17 protein-coding genes are annotated in these 16,448 nt (G+C 69.9%); 8 read left to right on the forward strand and 9 right to left on the reverse strand.

The window, feature by feature from the left end:
- Window positions 1–169: 169 nt before the first annotated feature.
- Window positions 170–373, reverse strand: a complete 204-nt coding sequence (locus ABD120_RS04835; protein ID WP_343948456.1) for a DUF397 domain-containing protein — start codon at window positions 371–373, stop codon at window positions 170–172.
- A gap of 23 nt (window positions 374–396) precedes the next feature.
- Window positions 397–1,224, reverse strand: coding sequence for a helix-turn-helix domain-containing protein (locus ABD120_RS04840; RefSeq protein WP_343948457.1), 828 nt, complete (start codon window positions 1,222–1,224; stop codon window positions 397–399).
- 263 nt (window positions 1,225–1,487) lie between these two features.
- Here ABD120_RS04840 and ABD120_RS04845 point away from each other — a divergent pair, with 263 nt between their 5' ends.
- Window positions 1,488–1,940 carry an ATP-binding protein gene (locus ABD120_RS04845; RefSeq protein ID WP_343948522.1) on the forward strand — a complete coding sequence of 151 codons (453 nt, stop codon included), beginning with the start codon at window positions 1,488–1,490 and terminating at the stop codon, window positions 1,938–1,940.
- A complete protein-coding gene (locus ABD120_RS04850) occupies window positions 1,930–2,445 on the forward strand; it encodes a DUF3891 family protein (protein ID WP_343948458.1) in 516 nt (171 codons plus the stop codon). Before ABD120_RS04845 ends, ABD120_RS04850 begins: the two co-directional genes overlap by 11 nt.
- A gap of 175 nt (window positions 2,446–2,620) precedes the next feature.
- Here the strand turns inward: ABD120_RS04850 and lat are convergent, their stop codons facing one another.
- The 5 genes from lat to ABD120_RS04875 all read right to left on the reverse strand — a co-directional run bounded on the left by lat (window position 2,621) and on the right by ABD120_RS04875 (window position 7,114).
- Window positions 2,621–3,892, reverse strand: coding sequence for an L-lysine 6-transaminase (lat, locus tag ABD120_RS04855; protein WP_343948459.1), 1,272 nt, complete (start codon window positions 3,890–3,892; stop codon window positions 2,621–2,623).
- A gap of 82 nt (window positions 3,893–3,974) precedes the next feature.
- Window positions 3,975–4,502, reverse strand: coding sequence for an HdeD family acid-resistance protein (locus ABD120_RS04860; RefSeq protein WP_343948460.1), 528 nt, complete (start codon window positions 4,500–4,502; stop codon window positions 3,975–3,977).
- Window positions 4,503–4,548: 46 nt separating this feature from the next.
- Entirely contained in the window at window positions 4,549–4,914 is a 366-nt protein-coding gene (locus ABD120_RS04865; RefSeq protein ID WP_343948461.1) for a PPOX class F420-dependent oxidoreductase, read from the reverse strand.
- Window positions 4,911–5,558 carry a PAQR family membrane homeostasis protein TrhA gene (trhA, locus tag ABD120_RS04870; RefSeq protein WP_343948462.1) on the reverse strand — a complete coding sequence of 216 codons (648 nt, stop codon included), beginning with the start codon at window positions 5,556–5,558 and terminating at the stop codon, window positions 4,911–4,913. Before trhA ends, ABD120_RS04865 begins: the two co-directional genes overlap by 4 nt.
- 20 nt (window positions 5,559–5,578) lie before the next feature.
- Window positions 5,579–7,114, reverse strand: a complete 1,536-nt coding sequence (locus tag ABD120_RS04875; RefSeq protein WP_343948463.1) for a penicillin-binding transpeptidase domain-containing protein — start codon at window positions 7,112–7,114, stop codon at window positions 5,579–5,581.
- Window positions 7,115–7,143: 29 nt separating this feature from the next.
- On the opposite strand from ABD120_RS04875, the gene ABD120_RS04880 reads away from it, so the two are divergent.
- On the forward strand, window positions 7,144–7,989 hold the full coding sequence (locus ABD120_RS04880) for a spermidine synthase (RefSeq protein WP_343948464.1): 846 nt from the start codon (window positions 7,144–7,146) through the stop codon (window positions 7,987–7,989).
- 9 nt (window positions 7,990–7,998) lie between these two features.
- Here the strand turns inward: ABD120_RS04880 and ABD120_RS04885 are convergent, their stop codons facing one another.
- Window positions 7,999–8,964: a pirin family protein gene (locus ABD120_RS04885; protein ID WP_343948465.1), complete on the reverse strand. Its 966-nt coding sequence runs from the start codon at window positions 8,962–8,964 to the stop codon at window positions 7,999–8,001.
- Between the two features lie 44 nt (window positions 8,965–9,008).
- Window positions 9,009–9,653, reverse strand: coding sequence for a GntR family transcriptional regulator (locus tag ABD120_RS04890; RefSeq protein WP_343948466.1), 645 nt, complete (start codon window positions 9,651–9,653; stop codon window positions 9,009–9,011).
- A 112-nt stretch (window positions 9,654–9,765) separates the two neighbouring features.
- Here ABD120_RS04890 and ABD120_RS04895 point away from each other — a divergent pair, with 112 nt between their 5' ends.
- The 5 genes from ABD120_RS04895 to ABD120_RS04915 are packed head-to-tail and all read left to right on the forward strand — an operon-like array spanning window position 9,766 to window position 16,442.
- Window positions 9,766–11,700, forward strand: a complete 1,935-nt coding sequence (locus ABD120_RS04895; RefSeq protein WP_343948467.1) for a beta-galactosidase — start codon at window positions 9,766–9,768, stop codon at window positions 11,698–11,700.
- A complete protein-coding gene (gene gcvPA, locus ABD120_RS04900; RefSeq protein WP_343948468.1) occupies window positions 11,697–13,001 on the forward strand; it encodes an aminomethyl-transferring glycine dehydrogenase subunit GcvPA in 1,305 nt (434 codons plus the stop codon). Before ABD120_RS04895 ends, gcvPA begins: the two co-directional genes overlap by 4 nt.
- Complete coding sequence (gene gcvPB, locus ABD120_RS04905) at window positions 12,998–14,551, forward strand: aminomethyl-transferring glycine dehydrogenase subunit GcvPB (protein WP_343948469.1); 1,554 nt, start codon at window positions 12,998–13,000, stop codon at window positions 14,549–14,551. Before gcvPA ends, gcvPB begins: the two co-directional genes overlap by 4 nt.
- 2 nt (window positions 14,552–14,553) lie before the next feature.
- Window positions 14,554–15,705, forward strand: coding sequence for an ATP-NAD kinase family protein (locus tag ABD120_RS04910; protein ID WP_343948470.1), 1,152 nt, complete (start codon window positions 14,554–14,556; stop codon window positions 15,703–15,705).
- Window positions 15,702–16,442: an SDR family NAD(P)-dependent oxidoreductase gene (locus ABD120_RS04915; RefSeq protein ID WP_343948471.1), complete on the forward strand. Its 741-nt coding sequence runs from the start codon at window positions 15,702–15,704 to the stop codon at window positions 16,440–16,442. Before ABD120_RS04910 ends, ABD120_RS04915 begins: the two co-directional genes overlap by 4 nt.
- Window positions 16,443–16,448: the final 6 nt, after the last annotated feature.

Genomic DNA, 16,448 nt, shown 5'->3' on the forward strand with positions numbered 1-16,448 from the left:
TCGCGTGCCACCCGCTCAGTAAGAGCTACCCATTCATCAGCAGACTGATCAGGTCGGCCCGTCGGGGTTCGTCGTCGCGTGGTCGGTTGGTCAGCGACCAGAACGCAATCAGCTCGTCGGCGACCGGAATGCAAAGAGCCCTCGTCGTGACGAGGGCTCTTTGACGGGCTCAGAGGTCGAACTCGCCACTCTTGGCGCCGCGCAGGAACGCGGACCACTCGCTCGGGGTGAAGATCAGAGCCGGGCCGGTCGGATCCTTGCTGTCCCTGACACCCACAACGCCGGGCAGATTGGAAGCAACCTCGACACAGTCTCCGCCGTTGTTGCTGAACCGGCTCTTACGCCACTCAAGGAGGGTGAGGTCCACATCCACCCTTGGGTCATTGTCCACGCATATCACGCTTCCTCCGCCACCTGCGCGAGCAGGTTCCGGGTCCGGTCCGGATCGAGGGCCTTCGCGCGTAGGTGGTTAAAGACCAGGTTATACCGATCTACCGCTTTCTGCTCCTCCAGATAGAGGCTGCCGACGGGGTTCTCCAGGTAGACCACGTCCGGATCTGGGGCCTGGAACCCAAGGACGACGAACCCGCCATCCATCGCCGGATGTGGCCCCGCCTCGAATGGAAGGACTTGAAGCGTGACGTTGGGCCGTTCGGACATCTCGACCAGGTGACGGAGTTGGGCTTGCATGGTCTCCCGACCTCCGACCGGGCGGCGAATCACGGCCTCGTTCATGACGACCCACAGCTGCAGTGGATTGGAGTCGGTGAGCCGGACTTGCCTCGCCTGCCGAAAGTCGATCTTCCGGTCGATCTCTTCAGGGCTCGATGCCGTCGGGTCCGTCCGGATGTAGCCCCGGTAGTAGTCGGGTGTCTGGAGCAGTCCGGGCACAAGTTCGGTGTTGTAGCTGCGCAGCTCGGAGACTTCAGCCTCCAGTCCGACGAAGGCTTGGAACCACTCGGGGATCACATCGCCGAAGGTGTGCCACCATCCGCGCTGTCGGGCTTCTCTGGCGAGGGTGAGCAGCTCTTCGCGGGCGCTGCCGTGGATGTTGTAGACGTCCAGGAGTGCGCGCAGATCGATCGGGCGAATCCGCCGTCGTCCGTTTTCGATGCGGCTGACCCATGACGGATCGAGTTCCAGCCTCTCGCCCACCGCCTCGGCGGTGAGACCTGCCTCCTTCCGGAGACGGCGAAGCTCGCCCGCCAGTCGTCTGCGCCTCACCGTGGGACTGCTTCCCGTTGTCAACGCGGTCACCTCTCTTCGGAAGACGGCTCCGCCTGCGGAGCGCCCTGCGTGACGCCAAACACAGGCAAAACGGAAACCTTCAAATGGCATCTTGCCATTCTGCTGACCTTACCGGCATCATACTAACGGCAACGAAGCGGTCACGCTCCGGATATGCGGAGTTGATCACCCTGGACAGAGGGGGTAACGGGATGCCGGCTGTTGACCTCGGTATCGGCGCTGTCGGAGGTCGGGCTGTGATGAGACGGGCAGGGCTGGCGATGACCCTCACGCTGCCGGGTACCGATCTGTCGGTGCGGCTGGCTCGGCAATGTGCGGGGCTCACTCTGCCGGGTGTGGGCTGCCTGCCGAGCGTAGTCGCCGACGCGGAGGCCGTGCTGGGCGAGTTGGGGGGCAATGCCGTCCGTCACACTGCCTCGGGCGGTCCCCACGGGGAGTTCTCGGTGGAGATCTGGCAGAGGATTCGTGACGGGCGGACCGTGGTGTCCGTGGCCGTGCACGATCAGGGGTCTGCCGGGCGCCCTGAGGTGCGGCCGGTCTCCACGTCGGCCGAGGGTGGGCGGGGGCTGCTGGTGGTGGCCGGTCTGGCTCGGCGCTGGGGGTTCGCCTCGGCGGGCACAGGGTGCGGCCGTGTGGTTTGGGCCGAACTGGAGGCGGATCACAGTGACGGGTGCCTGGCCGGTGACGGGTGACCAGGGGCCGGACAACTGCTCGACCGGGCGTCCGGCGCGGACCGTGGAGCCGGGTGACTGGGTGGTGGTCGTGCGCGTCGAGGACGGTGACACGGCGGCGACGGCCAGCAGGTGGGCCGCGCACCTGGTCGGCATGCATGGAGTGGTGCTCTTGGTCCGTGGCGACTCGTGGGCTCGGGTGCGCTTGGACGAAGAGGTGGACCGGCGTAAGATCTGGCGGTTCTCACTGCTGGATCTGGAGCCGTGGGTGCCGCCGCCAGCGCCCGTCGCGTATGCGGAGGTCCTGTGCTGCGGGGTGGCGGGTGATCGCGGGCGGGTGCTGCACGCGCTCGCGGGCCGGCCGCGTCCAGGAGAGCAGATCCCGACGTTGTGCGGGGTGGTCGCCCGTGGTGTGTGGCGAGAGCGGCAACCGATCCGGTGGTCGGCCGGGTATCCGCGTGCGTGCATGCAGTGCTCGTGGCTGGCGCCGCTGGCACGGGCTCGGGGGCCCGATCTCACGGTGTGATCAGAGCGTGGATGCCCGATGCCGTGCCCTTGTACGGCGTGGTCGTCACGGCGGGGGGCCGGACGGGGCGGAGCGTGCCCCTGGAGGCCGCCCGCCGGCGACGGCGGATGGCCTTGGGAGGGCTTGCCGTAAAAGATGCTTGGGAGGTTTTACCGGTGAAGAGGGGAGGAAGGCGCTACGTCAGGGCGCGGGAGAGGGCGCGGACGCCCTCGGACAGGTCGGGCTCCGGGATGTTCAGGGCCGGGCGCAGGCGGATGCTGCGGGTTCCGCACGGCAGCACCAGGACGCCCTCCTCCTCCCTCAGCCGGGTCACCACCTCGTCGCGTTCGGCTCCCGACCGCAGGTCGAAGGCGGCCATCAGGCCGCGCCCGCGTGCCGACGACACCCGCTCCGGGTGCTCGGCCTGCAGCTTGAGCAGGTTCTCCAGCAGCCACGTGCCGAGTTCGGCGGCCCGCTCGATCAGCCCGTCCCGCTCGATGATCTCCAGCAGGCCGCGTGAGCGCACCATGTCCACCAGCCCGCCGCCCCACGTCGAGTTGATCCGGCTGCTGACCCGGAACACGTTGTCCGGCACCTCGTCCACACGGCGGCCCGCCATGATCCCGCCGACCTGCACCTTCTTCGCGAAGGCCACGATGTCGGGTTCGAGCCCGAGTTGCTGGTAGGCCCAGGCGGTGCCGGTGGTGCCCGCGCCGGTCTGCACCTCGTCCAGGACGAACAGCGCGTCGTGTTCGAGGCACAGCCGCTGCATCGCCCGCAGGAACTCCGGCCGCATGTGGTTGTCGCCGCCCTCCCCCTGGATGGGTTCGGCGATGAAGCAGGCGATGTCGTGCGGGTGGCGTTCGAAGGCGGCGCGGGCCTGGGCGAGCGCACGCTCCTCCGCGGCCTCGACGTCGCCGTGGTGGACGGCGGGTACGTCGATGCGCGGCCAGTCGAAGCGCGGGAACCGGTCGGTCTTGGTCGGGTCGGTGTTGGTGAGGCTGAGCGTGTACCCCGAACGGCCGTGGAAGGCCCGCGTCAGGTGCAGGACCCGGGTGCCGAGGTCGCGGGAGCGTCCGGCGGCCTCGTTGCGGCGGCTCTTCCAGTCGAAGGCGGTCTTGAGCGCGTTCTCGACGGCGAGGGCGCCGCCCTCGACGAAGAACAGGTGCGGCAGCGCGGGGTCGCCGAGCACGCGGGCGAAGGTGTCGACGAAGTCGGCCAGGTGCTCGGTGTACATGTCGGGGTTGGCCGGCTTGTTGCGGGCGACCTCGCCGAGGAGCCGGGCGAGCGCGGGGTCGAACGGGGGGTTCACCCCGAGGGGGGCGGAGGCGAAGAAGGTGTAGAAGTCGAGGTACCTCCGGCCGGTACGGGCGTCCACGAGCCAGGACCCCTGGCTGCGTTCGAGGTCGAGCACGAGCCGGTAGCCATCGACGAGAAGGTGGCGGGAGAGGCGGTCAAGTACGTCCATGTCGTCCTCCTCCTAGGGCCTGACACGCCATACCTTCCCTATTTATCCCGTAAATACCCGCAAATCTTGCGGTGTACGAGTTTCAGGACGCCAGGTTCTTCACCTTGAAGGAGAGGATCACCATGGCGATGCCGTAGACGATGGCGAAGATGCCGAGCAGCCAGGTGAGGGCCAGCATGCCGCTGCCGGGCCAGACGAAGAGGATTACACCGAAGATCACCGACAGGATGCCGCCGACGATCAGCATCCACTCGTTGTCGATGCTCTGCCGCAGCTTGATCCCGGCCACGATCTCGGCGATACCGCTGAGGATGGCCCAGAAGGCGATCACGTACAGCAGGGCCAGCGCGGTGATGCCCGGCCAGACGAAGGCCACGATACCGGCGAGGATCCCGATGATTCCGGCGATGATGAGCCAGGCCCGAGAGTCGACATTGTGCCCGAACCCGGCCCAGAGCGAGAAGATTCCGCTCACGATCGCGTAGGCGCCGAAGATGATCACCAGCACGAATACGGTGATCCCGGGCCACACCAGGGCCAGGATGCCGAAGATGATGGCACAGATACCCCGGATCAGGATGAGCCACCACGTACGCGCGATTTGCTCCATAAGTGGCCCATATCCAGAAAGATCCCGAAATCAGACCAGGGTCAGGTCAAATCTCGGTTACCCGGACGGCGACCGTACCTGAAGGTCCCCGCCTGATCCGGCTGCCCAGCAGGGTGATCCGGCCGATCAGCCCGTACTTCCGCCGCAGCAGGCCGCGCACCCGCTCGGTCTCCGCCGCCGACAGGATCTCCGCCCGCCCCGCGACCGGCTCGCCCGTCACCCTGCCCCGCACGTCGCACGGCGCGACGCTCACCGACGGGTCGCGGCGGATGCGTTTGACCTTGCCCGAGTCGGTGACCGTCCAGAAGACCAGCGCGTCGTCGTCCTGCGCGCACCACACCGGGGTGGCCACCGGAGTGGCGTCCTTGCGGAAGGTGGTGACCGAGACGTACTTCTCAGAGCCGAGGTTCACACATGCGAGTAGACCACGATCGAGACCGCGATGTACTGCACCAGGTAGGCGGCAAGGGTGAAGGCGTGGAAAACCTCGTGGAAACCGAACCAGCGCGGCGACGGGTCGGGGCGGCGCAGGCCGTACACGACGGCTCCGGCGCTGTAGAAGACGCCGCCGACCGCGACGAGCACCACGGCGGCCACCCCCGCGCCCGCCAGCAACTGCGGCATCACGAAGATCGCCGTCCAGCCCAGCGCCAGGTAGAGGACGGTGTAGAGCCAGCGCGGGGCGTTCATCCAGCACACCCGGAACATCACCCCGGACAGGGCGCCGCCCCAGGTGACCGTCAGCACCGCGATCCGGGCCGCGCCGTCGAGGGCGAGCAGCGCGAACGGCGTGTAGGTGCCCGCGATGATCAGATAGATGTTGGCGTGGTCGAAGCGCCGCAGCATCTCGGCCAGCCGGGGGCCGAGAGTGCCCCGGTGGTAGGTGGCGGAGATGCCGAAGAGCAGGCCCGAGGTGATCGCGTAGATCGCGGAGGCGAGCCTGGCCTGGAGGGTGGGGCCGAGCGCCACGAGCACGAACCCGGCGACCAGGGTCACGGGCAGCGCTCCGGTGTGCAACCAGCCTCGTAGCCTGGGCTTCGCGGTGATGGCCGTCATGAAACCTACGGTAGCGTAGGTTACAGACCCTGCAGAAAGCGGGCCGCGATCGGCACCGCCGCCGCACGTCCCGAGCCGCCGTTGCGCACGAAGACCGCGAACGCCACGTCGTCGCGGTAGCCGATGAGCCACGCGTGCGACCTCTGCTGCGCCACCTCCGCCGTCCCCGTCTTGCCCGCCGTGCCCTCGGGCAGGCCCATCCCGGCGGCCGTGCCCATGGACACCGTGGCCGACATCATCTCGCGCAGCGCGCCCGCGACGTCCTCGCCCAGCTCGACCTCGGACGGCGCGGGGCCGTCCAGCCGCTCCGCCTCCTTCGCGGGCAGCAAGCGGGGCGAGCGCCAGACGCCGCTCTCGACCGCCGCCGCCACCGCCGCCATGCACAGCGGCGTGGCCGTGACCGTGCTCACACCCCCGATCACCGCCTCGCCGAAATTGTCCGGGTCGGTGAGGTCGCCGAGCTGGCCGCAGCCGCCGCCCACCCCGGTCGGGAGCGTCATCGGGCGAAACCCCCACTCGGCCGACACCTCCGTCAGCTCCTCCGGCCCCAGCCGGGTCACGGCCTGCTCGACGAACGAGGTGTTGCACGAGTGGGCGAACGCCTCCAGAAACGGCAGGGTGCCCCGGTCGGCGTCGTCGGCGTTCGGGATCGTCACGCTGAACGGGACCGTGTACGCGGCCGGGCAGCCGACCGGGTCCGACGGGGTCAGCCCGCTCCGCAGCAGCGCGGCGGCGACCACCACCTTGAAGGTCGAGCCCGGCGGGTAGAAGGTGGAGAAGGCCCGCTCGCCGCCGCTCAGCCGGTCGGCCACCGCCAGCACCTCGCCGGTGCTGGAGCGGATCGCCACGATCGCCGCCTCCGGCACCCCGTCCAGCGCCCGCGCCGCCGCGGCCTGGATCGGCCGCGACAACGTCGTGCGCTGCCGCTTCGGCTTGTCCACCGTGCTGATCAGCCGCCTGACGCTGTCGTCCGGCAGGATCACCTGCAGCGCCTGGCCCACCGCGTTCGGGTAACCGGCGGCCAGCCGGTCCAGGTAGTGGCGGGCGTAGCTGTCCGCCGGGAACTTCTCCCCCTCCGCCGTGACGAGCACCACCGAGGGGCTCTCGACCTTGTCGATCTCCAGGATGCCGCCGTCCTTCAGCAGCGGGTGGAGCGTCTCCGGCGTCCACAGCACCCGCCACGCGCCCTCCCTGACGGCCAGCCGCAGCGTGCTCTCGAACTCCCACCAGCCCAGCGCCCGCAGCTTACGCCGGCCGCTGAAGGGCACCTCCGCGCTCTCCTCTCCCGTCGCGCGCACCGCGCCCGGCTTCAGCTCGATCTCGTCCACCCCCAGGGACGTCGAGAAGGTGCGATGCTGCTCGAAGAAGTCGCTCGGCGCCTCGTGGACCAGGGCGCTCATGCCCGGCACGTCGCTGCGGCCCCACGCCTGGAAGTACGAGCGCGCGATCTGCTCCGCCGTGCCGTGCGTACGGCGAGATGCCGCAACCGCGAGCGCACTGGCGGCCGTCACCGCCACAATCGCGACGAGGATCGCGAGCAACCTGCGTCTTCGCATACCGTTTCTCCCAGGAAAGGGGACAAAGCGTGGCGCGTGGACAGCGGGAGCCGATGCCAGGCCGGTATCCGGTGACGTTCGGTGAGGTCGAGCTTCTCCGGGACCTCGACAGGCAGAACGGCTGGGTGTTGTCCAAGGATGGCGTACCTCAGTCGTATGTGGACCTTCAAGACCCGACGTTCCTGGAATTCGAGTATGTGCGGCTGATGGCCGACGTGATCGACGTACTCGACGACGGCCCGCTCGGTTGCGTGCACGTCGGCGGCGGCGCGTGCAGCATCCCGAGGTACGTCACCGCCACCCGTCCCGGCTCCAGGCACCTGGTCGTCGAGCCCGACGGGCTCCTGGTCGACCTGGTGCGCGAACAGCTCGATCTGAGGTCGGTGCCCAAGCTCAAGGTGATCGTCGCGGGCGGCAGGGAAGGCACCCAGAAGATCTGGGACGACAGCGCCGACCTGGTCGTCCTGGACGCCTTCAGCGGCGCCACCATGCCGGTCGAACTGGCCACCGCCGAGTACTTCGCGGACCTCACCCGGGTCCTGCGGCCCACCGGGACGCTGCTGGTCAACATCGCCGACGGCAAGGGGCTGGCCTTCGCCAGGCGGTTGGTGGCGACCGTACGGGGGACCTTCGGGCATGTGGCGCTGATGGCCGAGCCCGCCGTCATGCGGGGGCGCCGGTTCGGCAACCTGATCGTCGCCGCCTCCCGCCGCCCGCTGCCCGTCGAGCAGCTCACCCGCAGCGCGGCGGGCGGCCTGACCCAGGCGCGCTGCGTCCACGGCCAGGCCCTGGCCAACTTCGTGGCGGGGGCCGCCCCGATCCACGACGGCGACGCGGTGCTCGCACCGGTGCCGCCGCCGCCGGTGTTCGGCTGACCGCGCGGGTCAGGGGTGCTCGGCCGGGATGGTGCCGAGGCGTCCTGCCTGGTAGTCCTCGAAGGCCTGGAGCAGTTCGGCCCTGGTGTTCATCACGAACGGGCCGTAGTGCGCGACCGGCTCGCCGATGGGCTCGCCGCCGAGCACGATCATCTCCAGCGTCGTCTTCGGCGCGGCCGTGATCGTGATCGACTGGCCGTCGGTCGTGTGGCCCGGCCGGTTGCCGAAGCCGTCGAAGACCGCGAGCTGCCCGCTTTCGATCGGCCGCTTCTCCACGCCCGCCGTCCCCTTGCCCGACAGGGCGTAGGCGAGGGCGTTGAAGTCCGTCCGCCACGGCAGCGTGAGCTGCGCACCGGGGCTGATGGTGGCGTGGAGCAGCGTGATCGGGGTGTGCGTGGCGCCCGGCCCGGCGTGCCCGGCGACGTCGCCCGCGATCAGGCGTACGAGCGCGCCGCCGTCGTGGCTGCTGAGCAGGACCACGTTGGAGCGCCCGATGTCCTGATATTTCGGGGCGAGCATCTTGTCCCTGGACGGCAGGTTCACCCAGAGCTGGATGCCGTGGAACAGGCCGCCCTTCTGGACGAGCCACTCCGGCGGCGCCTCGATGTGGAGCAGGCCGGAACCTGCGGTCATCCACTGGGTGTCGCCGTCCGCGATGACGCCGCCGCCGCCGTGGGAGTCCTGGTGGACGAAGGTGCCGTCGATGATGTACGTGACGGTCTCGAAGCCCCGGTGCGGGTGCCACGGGGTGCCTTTGGGCTCACCTGGCGCGTAGTCCACCTCGCCCATCTGGTCCATCATGATGAACGGGTCGAGGTACTCGGGCTTGATCGCGGCCAGGGCCTTGCGGACGGGGAATCCCTCGCCCTCGAAGCCGCTCGGCGCCGTCTCGACGGCGAGCACCTTACGCTGCGGTCCCCCTGGCACGGGGATGCGCGGCAGGGTCAGCGGGTTCTCAACGGTTACTGCGGGCATGTCGGGCTCCTTTCTGACGGAGACCAACCCAGTTTATCTTTCAACTATTCCACCGGGATACGGGACAGCATGCGCGCCATCCCGTTGACCCAATTGTCGCGCAGCGCCTCGGTGGCGGCGCGCAGGTCCCCCTTCATGAGGAGTTCGGCCACCCGGCAGTGCTCGTCGGCCTCGCGTTCGAGGGGCGCGTCGTCACCGGCGAGCAGGTGGGCGTAGCGCCGCATCCCGGCCTTCACGCTGGTGATCAGATCGAGCAGCCGCTCGTTGCGGCAGCCGCTCAGCAGCAGGTCGTGCCACTCGTCGTCGTGCCGTTCTATGACCTGGTGCTCGGCGACCGGGTCGGGGAAGTCGCGGGCCAGGCGCAGCAGTTCGGGAGCGATCTTCTTCAGGTACGCCGCGTCGGAGCCCTCCAGCGCGAGCGCCTCCAGGGCGGCGACGATCTCGCACAGTTCCCGGAACTCCTTGCGGCTGACCGGCGCGAACCGGAAGCCGCGCCCCTGGCTGCTCTCCAGCACGCCCTCTCCGGCCAGGGTGATCAGCGCCTCACGGAGGGGGGTACGGCTGACACCGAGGTCGGCGGCGAGCGCCGCCTCGTTGATGTCGGTTCCCGCGGAGAAGTAGCCGCGATCGAGTCTCCTCAGCAGTTCGTCCCTGATCTGCTCACGCAACGGTCGCCGCTCGATCGGCATGGCGCTCCTTCGATGTGATCTTCCCTGCTCAGACTAACGCTTGACGACATGCAAAATACTGCACTATGAATTCTGTGTACAAAATATTACAGGTCACATGTTAGGAGTGAGGGTGGGTCTGACCCGGGTTCCCGGCCTGCTGTTCGGCGGCGACTACAACCCCGAGCAATGGCCGGAGGAAGTCTGGGCCGAAGACGTCGCGCTGATGGTCGAGGCGGGCGTGAACATGGCCACCGTCGCCGTGTTCTCCTGGTCACGTCTGGAGCCCCGGCGCGGCGAGTACGACTTCGGCTGGCTCGACCGTGTGCTCGATCTGCTCCACGCGAACGGCATCGCCGCCGACCTCGCCACCGCGACCGCGACCCCGCCGCCGTGGCTGGTGCGCGAGCACCCCGAGGTCATGCCCGTCACCGCCGACGGCGTCCGGCTGGAGTTCGGCTCCCGCCAGGGCTACTGCCCCAGCTCGCCGGTCTTCAAGGAGCACGTCGTACGGCTGGCGACCACCATGGCCGAGCGCTACAAGGACCACCCGGCCCTCGCCCTGTGGCACATCGGCAACGAGTACGCCGATCACACCCTTGAGTGCTTCTGCCCCGAATCGGCCGCGCACTTCCGCCGCTGGCTCGCCCGGCGCTACGACGGCGTCGAAGGGCTCAACGCCGCCTGGGGCACCTCCTGCTGGGGCCAGCACTACACCGACCTCGCCCAGGTCGAGCCGCCGCGCACCGCCCCCGGCCCGGTCAACCCCGCCCAGGTCCTCGACTGGCGGCGCTTCTGCAGCGACGCCCTCCTCGAACTCTTCGAGGCGGAGAAGGCCGTGCTGCGGGCCGTGACCCCCGGGGTCAAGGTCACCACCAACTTCATGAGCATCCTGCACGGCCTCGACTACTGGAAGTGGGCCGCCGCCGAAGACCTGGTCAGCGACGACGCCTACCCCGACCCGGCCGACCCCGCCTCGCACGTGGCCGTCGCCCTCAGCTACGACCTCATGCGCTCGCTGAAGCGGCAGCCGTGGCTGCTGCTGGAGTCCGCTCCCTCCGCCGTGTCCTGGCGCGAGGTCAACGCGCCCAAGCCGCCCGGCATGATGCGCCTGCACAGCCTCCAGGCGCTCGCCCACGGCTCCGACGGCGTCATGTTCTTCCAGTGGCGGCAGGCGAAGTACGGCCCGGAGAAGTTCCACTCCGCGCTGCTGCCGCACGGCGGCACCGAGACACGCGTCTGGAAGGAGACCCTTGCGCTGGGCGCCGACCTCGGCAGGCTGGCCGAGGTCGCCGGGGCGCACTCCCCCGCCGAGGTCGCGCTGGTGCTCGACTGGGACAGCTGGTGGGGCCTGGAGGCGCCGGAGTCGATGCCGTCCAACCGGCTGAAGCTCAAGGAGCTCCTGCTGGCGTGGTACGCGCCGCTGCACGCGCGCGGCATCGCCGTCGACCTGGCACCGCCCGGCCGCGACCTGTCCGAGTACAAGCTGGTCATCGCCCCCAACCTGTACATGGCGGGGCCGGAGCTCACGGCGTACGAGGGAGAACTGGTCGTCGGGCCGTTCAGCGGCGTCGTCGACGAGAGCGACCGCGTCCGCGACGGCGGCGCCCCCGGCCCGCTGCGTGACCTGCTCGGCGTGAGCGTGGAGGAGTGGTGGCCGCTGCCCGACGGCACCGCCCAGGAGACCTCGCTGGGCACCGCCCGCACCTGGGCCGAGTGGGTACGCCCGGAGGGCGCCACCCCCCTCGCCCACTACCGGGGCGGCGACCTCGACGGCCTGCCCGCCGTCACCCGCAAGGGCCGGGCCACGTACCTGAGCTGCCTGCTCGACGACGTGACACCCGTGCTCGACGACGTGCTGACCAGGGCGGGGGTCACCGGCGTCGAGGTGCCCGCCGGGGTCGAGGCGGTGCGCAGGGGCGGCTACCTGTTCCTGCTCAACCACACGAACGAGGCCGTGCGGGTCGCACTGCCGTACCCGGGCACCGACCTGCTCACCCAGACCGGCATGCACGGCGAGGTCGAACTCGCCGCCCGAGACGCCATCGTGCTGAAGGAGATCCGTTGACCCACCCGTACATCCCCAACGCCGAGCCGGGCGTCCGGGCCGAGATGCTCGCCGCCGTCGGCGCGGAGAGCGTCGAGGAGTTCTACGCGGACATCCCGGCGGACCTGCGCCTCGCCCGGCCCCTGAACCTGCCTGAGCCGTTCGTCTCCGAGCCGGACCTGGTCCGCCACATGGAGGGCCTGCTCGCCAAGAACCAGCGGGCGCTCAGCTTCCTCGGCCACGGCGCCTACGCGCACTACGTCCCCGCCGTCTGCGACGAGGTGAACACCCGTAGCGAGTTCCTCACCGCGTACGCGGGCGAGCCGTACGAGGACCATGGGCGTTTCCAGGCCCTGTTCGAGTACGTCAGCATGATGGGCGAGCTGCTGGAGATGGACGTGGTCAACGTCCCCACCTACGACGGCTTCCAGGCCGCGGGGACGGCGATCCGGATGGCCTGCCGCTACACCGGGCGCAACCGGGTGCTCGTCCACTCGGCGATCAGCGCGGACCTGATGAGCAAGCTGCGCGACTTCCTGTCGCACGACATCGACATCGTGACCGGCGCGGCCGGGACCGAGGTCGAGGTGGACGACAGCTTCGCCGCGATCTTCGTGGAGACCCCCGACGTGTTCGGCCGGGTCGAGACCCGGGGCCGGGAACTGGCCGACCTCGCGCACGCCCACGGCGCGCTGCTCGTCGTCAGCACCGACCCGATCTCGCTGGGCGTACTGGCTCCCCCTGCGGCGTACGGGGCCGACATCGTCTGCGGCGACATCCAGTCGCTCGGCATGCACCCGAGCTACGGCGGCGGCCACGCCGGATACATCGCCACCCACGACCATCAGCCGCTGGTCGCGGAGTTCCCGTCGCGGCTGTTCGGCATCGCGCCGACGAAGGTCCCCGGCGAGTACGGCTTCGGCGACGTCTACTACGACCGCACCTCCTTCGCCCACCGCGAGGAGGGCAAGGAGTGGGTGGGTACCGCGTCCGCCCTGTGGGGCATCACCGCGGGCGTCTACCTGGCCCTCATGGGCCCGCAGGGCATGAAGGAGCTGGGCGAGACCGTCCTGGCCCGCACCCGTTACGCCATGGACGCGCTCGGCGCGCACGTGACGGTGCTGCACGGCGGCGACGTGCACTTCCGCGAGTTCGCGATCGAGGTGCCCTCGGCGCGGGAGCTGCTGGACGGCCTGCGCGAGCGGGACATCTTCGGCGGCGTCGCCCTCGACGACCGCACGGTGCTGGTCTGCGTGACCGAGTGCCACTCCATCGACGACATCGACCGGCTCGCCGCAGCCGTCAAGGAGGTGCTCGCGTGAGCGCGTCTGGAGAGTCCTTCGCCCAGCTTCCGGTGGCGCCCAAGCCGCCGGTGCGCCGCTTCCACCAGGCCCGGTGGGACGAGCCGATCATCTTCGAGCTGTCGCAGCCGGGACGGCGCGGCGTCGCCGTGCCCGAGCCGGGTGCGCCCGCCGTGGAGCTGCCCGAGTCGGTGCGGCGCGAGCGGGCGCCGAAGCTGCCCGAGATGTCGCAGCCGCACGTCCTGCGGCACTATCTGCGGCTGTCGCAGGAGAACCTGGGCTTCGACCTCAACATCGACGTCGGCCAGGGCACCTGCACGATGAAGTACAGCCCGAAGGTCAACGACGGGTTCGCCAAGGCCATCGCCGACCTGCACCCTCGGCAGCCCGAGGACAGTGTGCAGGGCGTGCTGGAGATCTACGCGCGCATGGAGAGCATGCTGGCTGAGATCTCCGGCATGTCCCGGGTATCGCTGCAGCCGGGCTCGGGGTCGGCGGCGATCTACGCCAACATCGCGATGATCCGCGCGTACCACGCCGCCAACGGCGAGGGACACCGCGACCAGGTGATCACCACGATCTTCTCGCACCCGTCCAACGCGGCCTGCGCCAAGACGGCGGGCTACGAGGTCATCACGCTGATGCCGAACGCCGACGGCCAGCCGGACATCGAGGCGCTGAGGGCGGCCGTCGGGCCGCGCACCGCCGCGCTGATGATCACCAATCCCGAGGACACGGGCATCTTCAACCCGCGCATCAAGGAGTTCGTCGACCTGGTGCACAGCGTGGGCGGCCTGGCCTGCTACGACCAGGCGAACGCCAACGGCATCCTCGGCATCACCAGGGCCAGGGACGCGGGCTTCGACCTGTGCCACTTCAACCTGCACAAGACGTTCTCGACGCCGCACATGTGCGGCGGTCCGGCGGCGGGCGCGAGCGGGGTGTCTGAGGCGCTGGCGCCGTTCCTGCCGGGGCCGGTGGTCGAAGCACACGATGGGCGATTTATCCTCAAATATCCTGAAAAGTCCGTTGGCAAGATCCGGCCGTTCCTCGGTGTCACCCAGAACATCGTGCGAGCGTACGCCTGGATCATGGCGCTGGGCGGCGACGGACTGCGCACGGTCGCCGAGACCGCGGCGCTCAACAACAACTACCTCATGCACAAGATCCTCCAGATTCCCGGTGCCTCCGCCCCCTGGGGCCGACGACGCATCGAACAGGCCCGCTACTCCTGGCAGCAGCTGTCGGAGGAAACCGGCGTGCACTCGGAGGAGATCGGCGTGCGTGCCGCCGACTTCGGCGTCCACTACTGGACCTCGCACCACCCGTACCTGGTGCCGGAGCCCTTCACGCTGGAGCCGACCGAGTCGTACTCCAAGGAGGACCTCGACGAGTACGCCGCGATCCTGGCGCACGTCGCCGAGGAGGCTCGCCGCGACCCCGAGTTCGTCAAGGGCGCGCCGTACAACCAGACGGTCCACAAGATCGACATGACCTCGCTGGACGACCCCGATCAGTGGGCGCCCACCTGGCGCGCCTACGTCCGCAAGCACCTGAGCGGCAAGGGCTAGACATGTTCACGGTGGGGCTGGTCGTCAACCCGGTCGCGGGGCTGGGCGGCGCCGTGGGGCTCAAGGGCAGCGACGGCGCCGACGTCCAGCGCGAGGCCCGGGCCAGGGGCGCGGCCCCGAGGTCCGGCGAGCGCGCGGCCGTCGCCGTCCGCACGCTGCTCTCGCGCCGCCCGGACGCCCGGATCGTCACGGTCCCGGGCGCGATGGGCGAGCACTCGGTGAGTGCCCCCCACGACCTGGTACGGCACCAGCCCCGAGCCGCCACCACGTCGTCCGACACCCGGGCAGCCGTGGCGGCATTGGCCGGAGTGGACCTGCTGCTGTTCGCCGGAGGCGACGGGACCGCGCGCGACGTCCTCGACGCGGTGTCCGGCCTCGCGACGGCCCCGCCCGTGCTGGGCATCCCGGCCGGGGTGAAGGTCTACTCGGGCTGCTTCGCCCTGAGCCCGGCCACGGCCGGGTTCGTGGCGGCGGCCTTCGACGGGACGACGACGCCGGCCGAGGTCGTGGACCTCGACGAGGACCTCTACCGCCGGGGCGCGGTCAGCCCCCGCCTGTACGGCTCGCTGGCCGTGCCCGCCGTCCGGGCCGCGCTGTCGGGGCGGAAGACGGGTTCCTCCGCCACCTCGGAGGGGACCGTGGAGGGGATCGCCCGGGAGGCGGTGGCCAAAATGCGGCCGGGCACCCGCTACGTGCTCGGCCCCGGCGCCACCACGATGGCGGTCGGCCGGGAACTCGGCCTGTCCACGACCCTGCTGGGCGTGGACGTGGTCGAGCGCGGCGGCGCCGGTTTCGGCGGCGTCGGCGGGATCGTGGCCGGTGCGGACGTCTCGGAGGCCGAGCTGTTCGCCCTGGTCTCAGGCGGCCCCGCCGCCCTGGTGCTGTCGGTGATCGGCGGCCAGGGCTTCGTGCTCGGCCGGGGCAACCAGCAGGTCTCGCCCCGGGTGGTGGACGCGGTCCGCGACGGCGGCGGCGAACTGATCGTGCTGGCCACGCAGCAGAAGCTGGCCGCGCTCGGCGGGCGCCCGCTGCTGGCCGACACCGGCGACGAGGAGACAGACACCAAGCTCAGCGGACATGTCCGGGTAATCACCGGTTACCGCGAAAGCACGATTTATCGGATTTGTCCGGCAAGTAAGGAGTTCTCATCATGAGCACGCTCGACGGCAAGGTCGCGATCGTCACGGGCGGTGCCTCCGGCATCGGCCGCGCGACCGCGCTCCTGTTCGCCCGGGAGGGCGCGAAGGTCGTCGTCGCCGACCTCGACGGGGCCGGGGCCGAGGCCGTGGCCGAGGCGGCGGGGGGCGTCGCCGTACAGGCCGACGTGTCCGACCCCGCCGACTGCGAGCGCATCGTCAGGACCGCCACCGAGACCTACGGCGGCCTGCACGTGCTGTTCAACAACGCCGGGATCATCCGCCGCACCACCGCCCTCGACATCGACGTCGAGGAGTGGGACCGGGTGATGGCCGTCAACGTGCGCTCGGTGTTCCTGATGTGCAAGTACGCGATCCCCGCCATGTCCGGGGGCGGCTCGATCGTCAACACCGGCTCCGGCTGGGGACTGAAGGGCGGTGGCAACGCCCTGTCCTACTGCGCGTCCAAGGCGGCCGTCGTGAACATGACGCGGGCGCTGGCCATCGACCACGCCAAGGCCGGCATCCGCGTCAACTCCGTCAACCCCGGCGACACGGACACGCCGATGCTCCGCGAGGAGGCCAAGCAGCTCAACGAGGACTGGGCCGCGTTCGAGAAGGACGCCGCCGACCGTCCCATGGGCCGCTCGGGAACGCCTGACGAGATCGCCCAGGCCGTTCTCTTCCTGGCGAGCGACGCCGCCAGCTACATCACCGGATCAGCCCTCGTCGTCGACGGCGGCGGGCTCGCATAACTGGAG

This window comes from Nonomuraea longicatena (assembly GCF_039525605.1).
Taxonomy (GTDB): Bacteria; Actinomycetota; Actinomycetes; order Streptosporangiales; family Streptosporangiaceae; genus Nonomuraea; species Nonomuraea longicatena.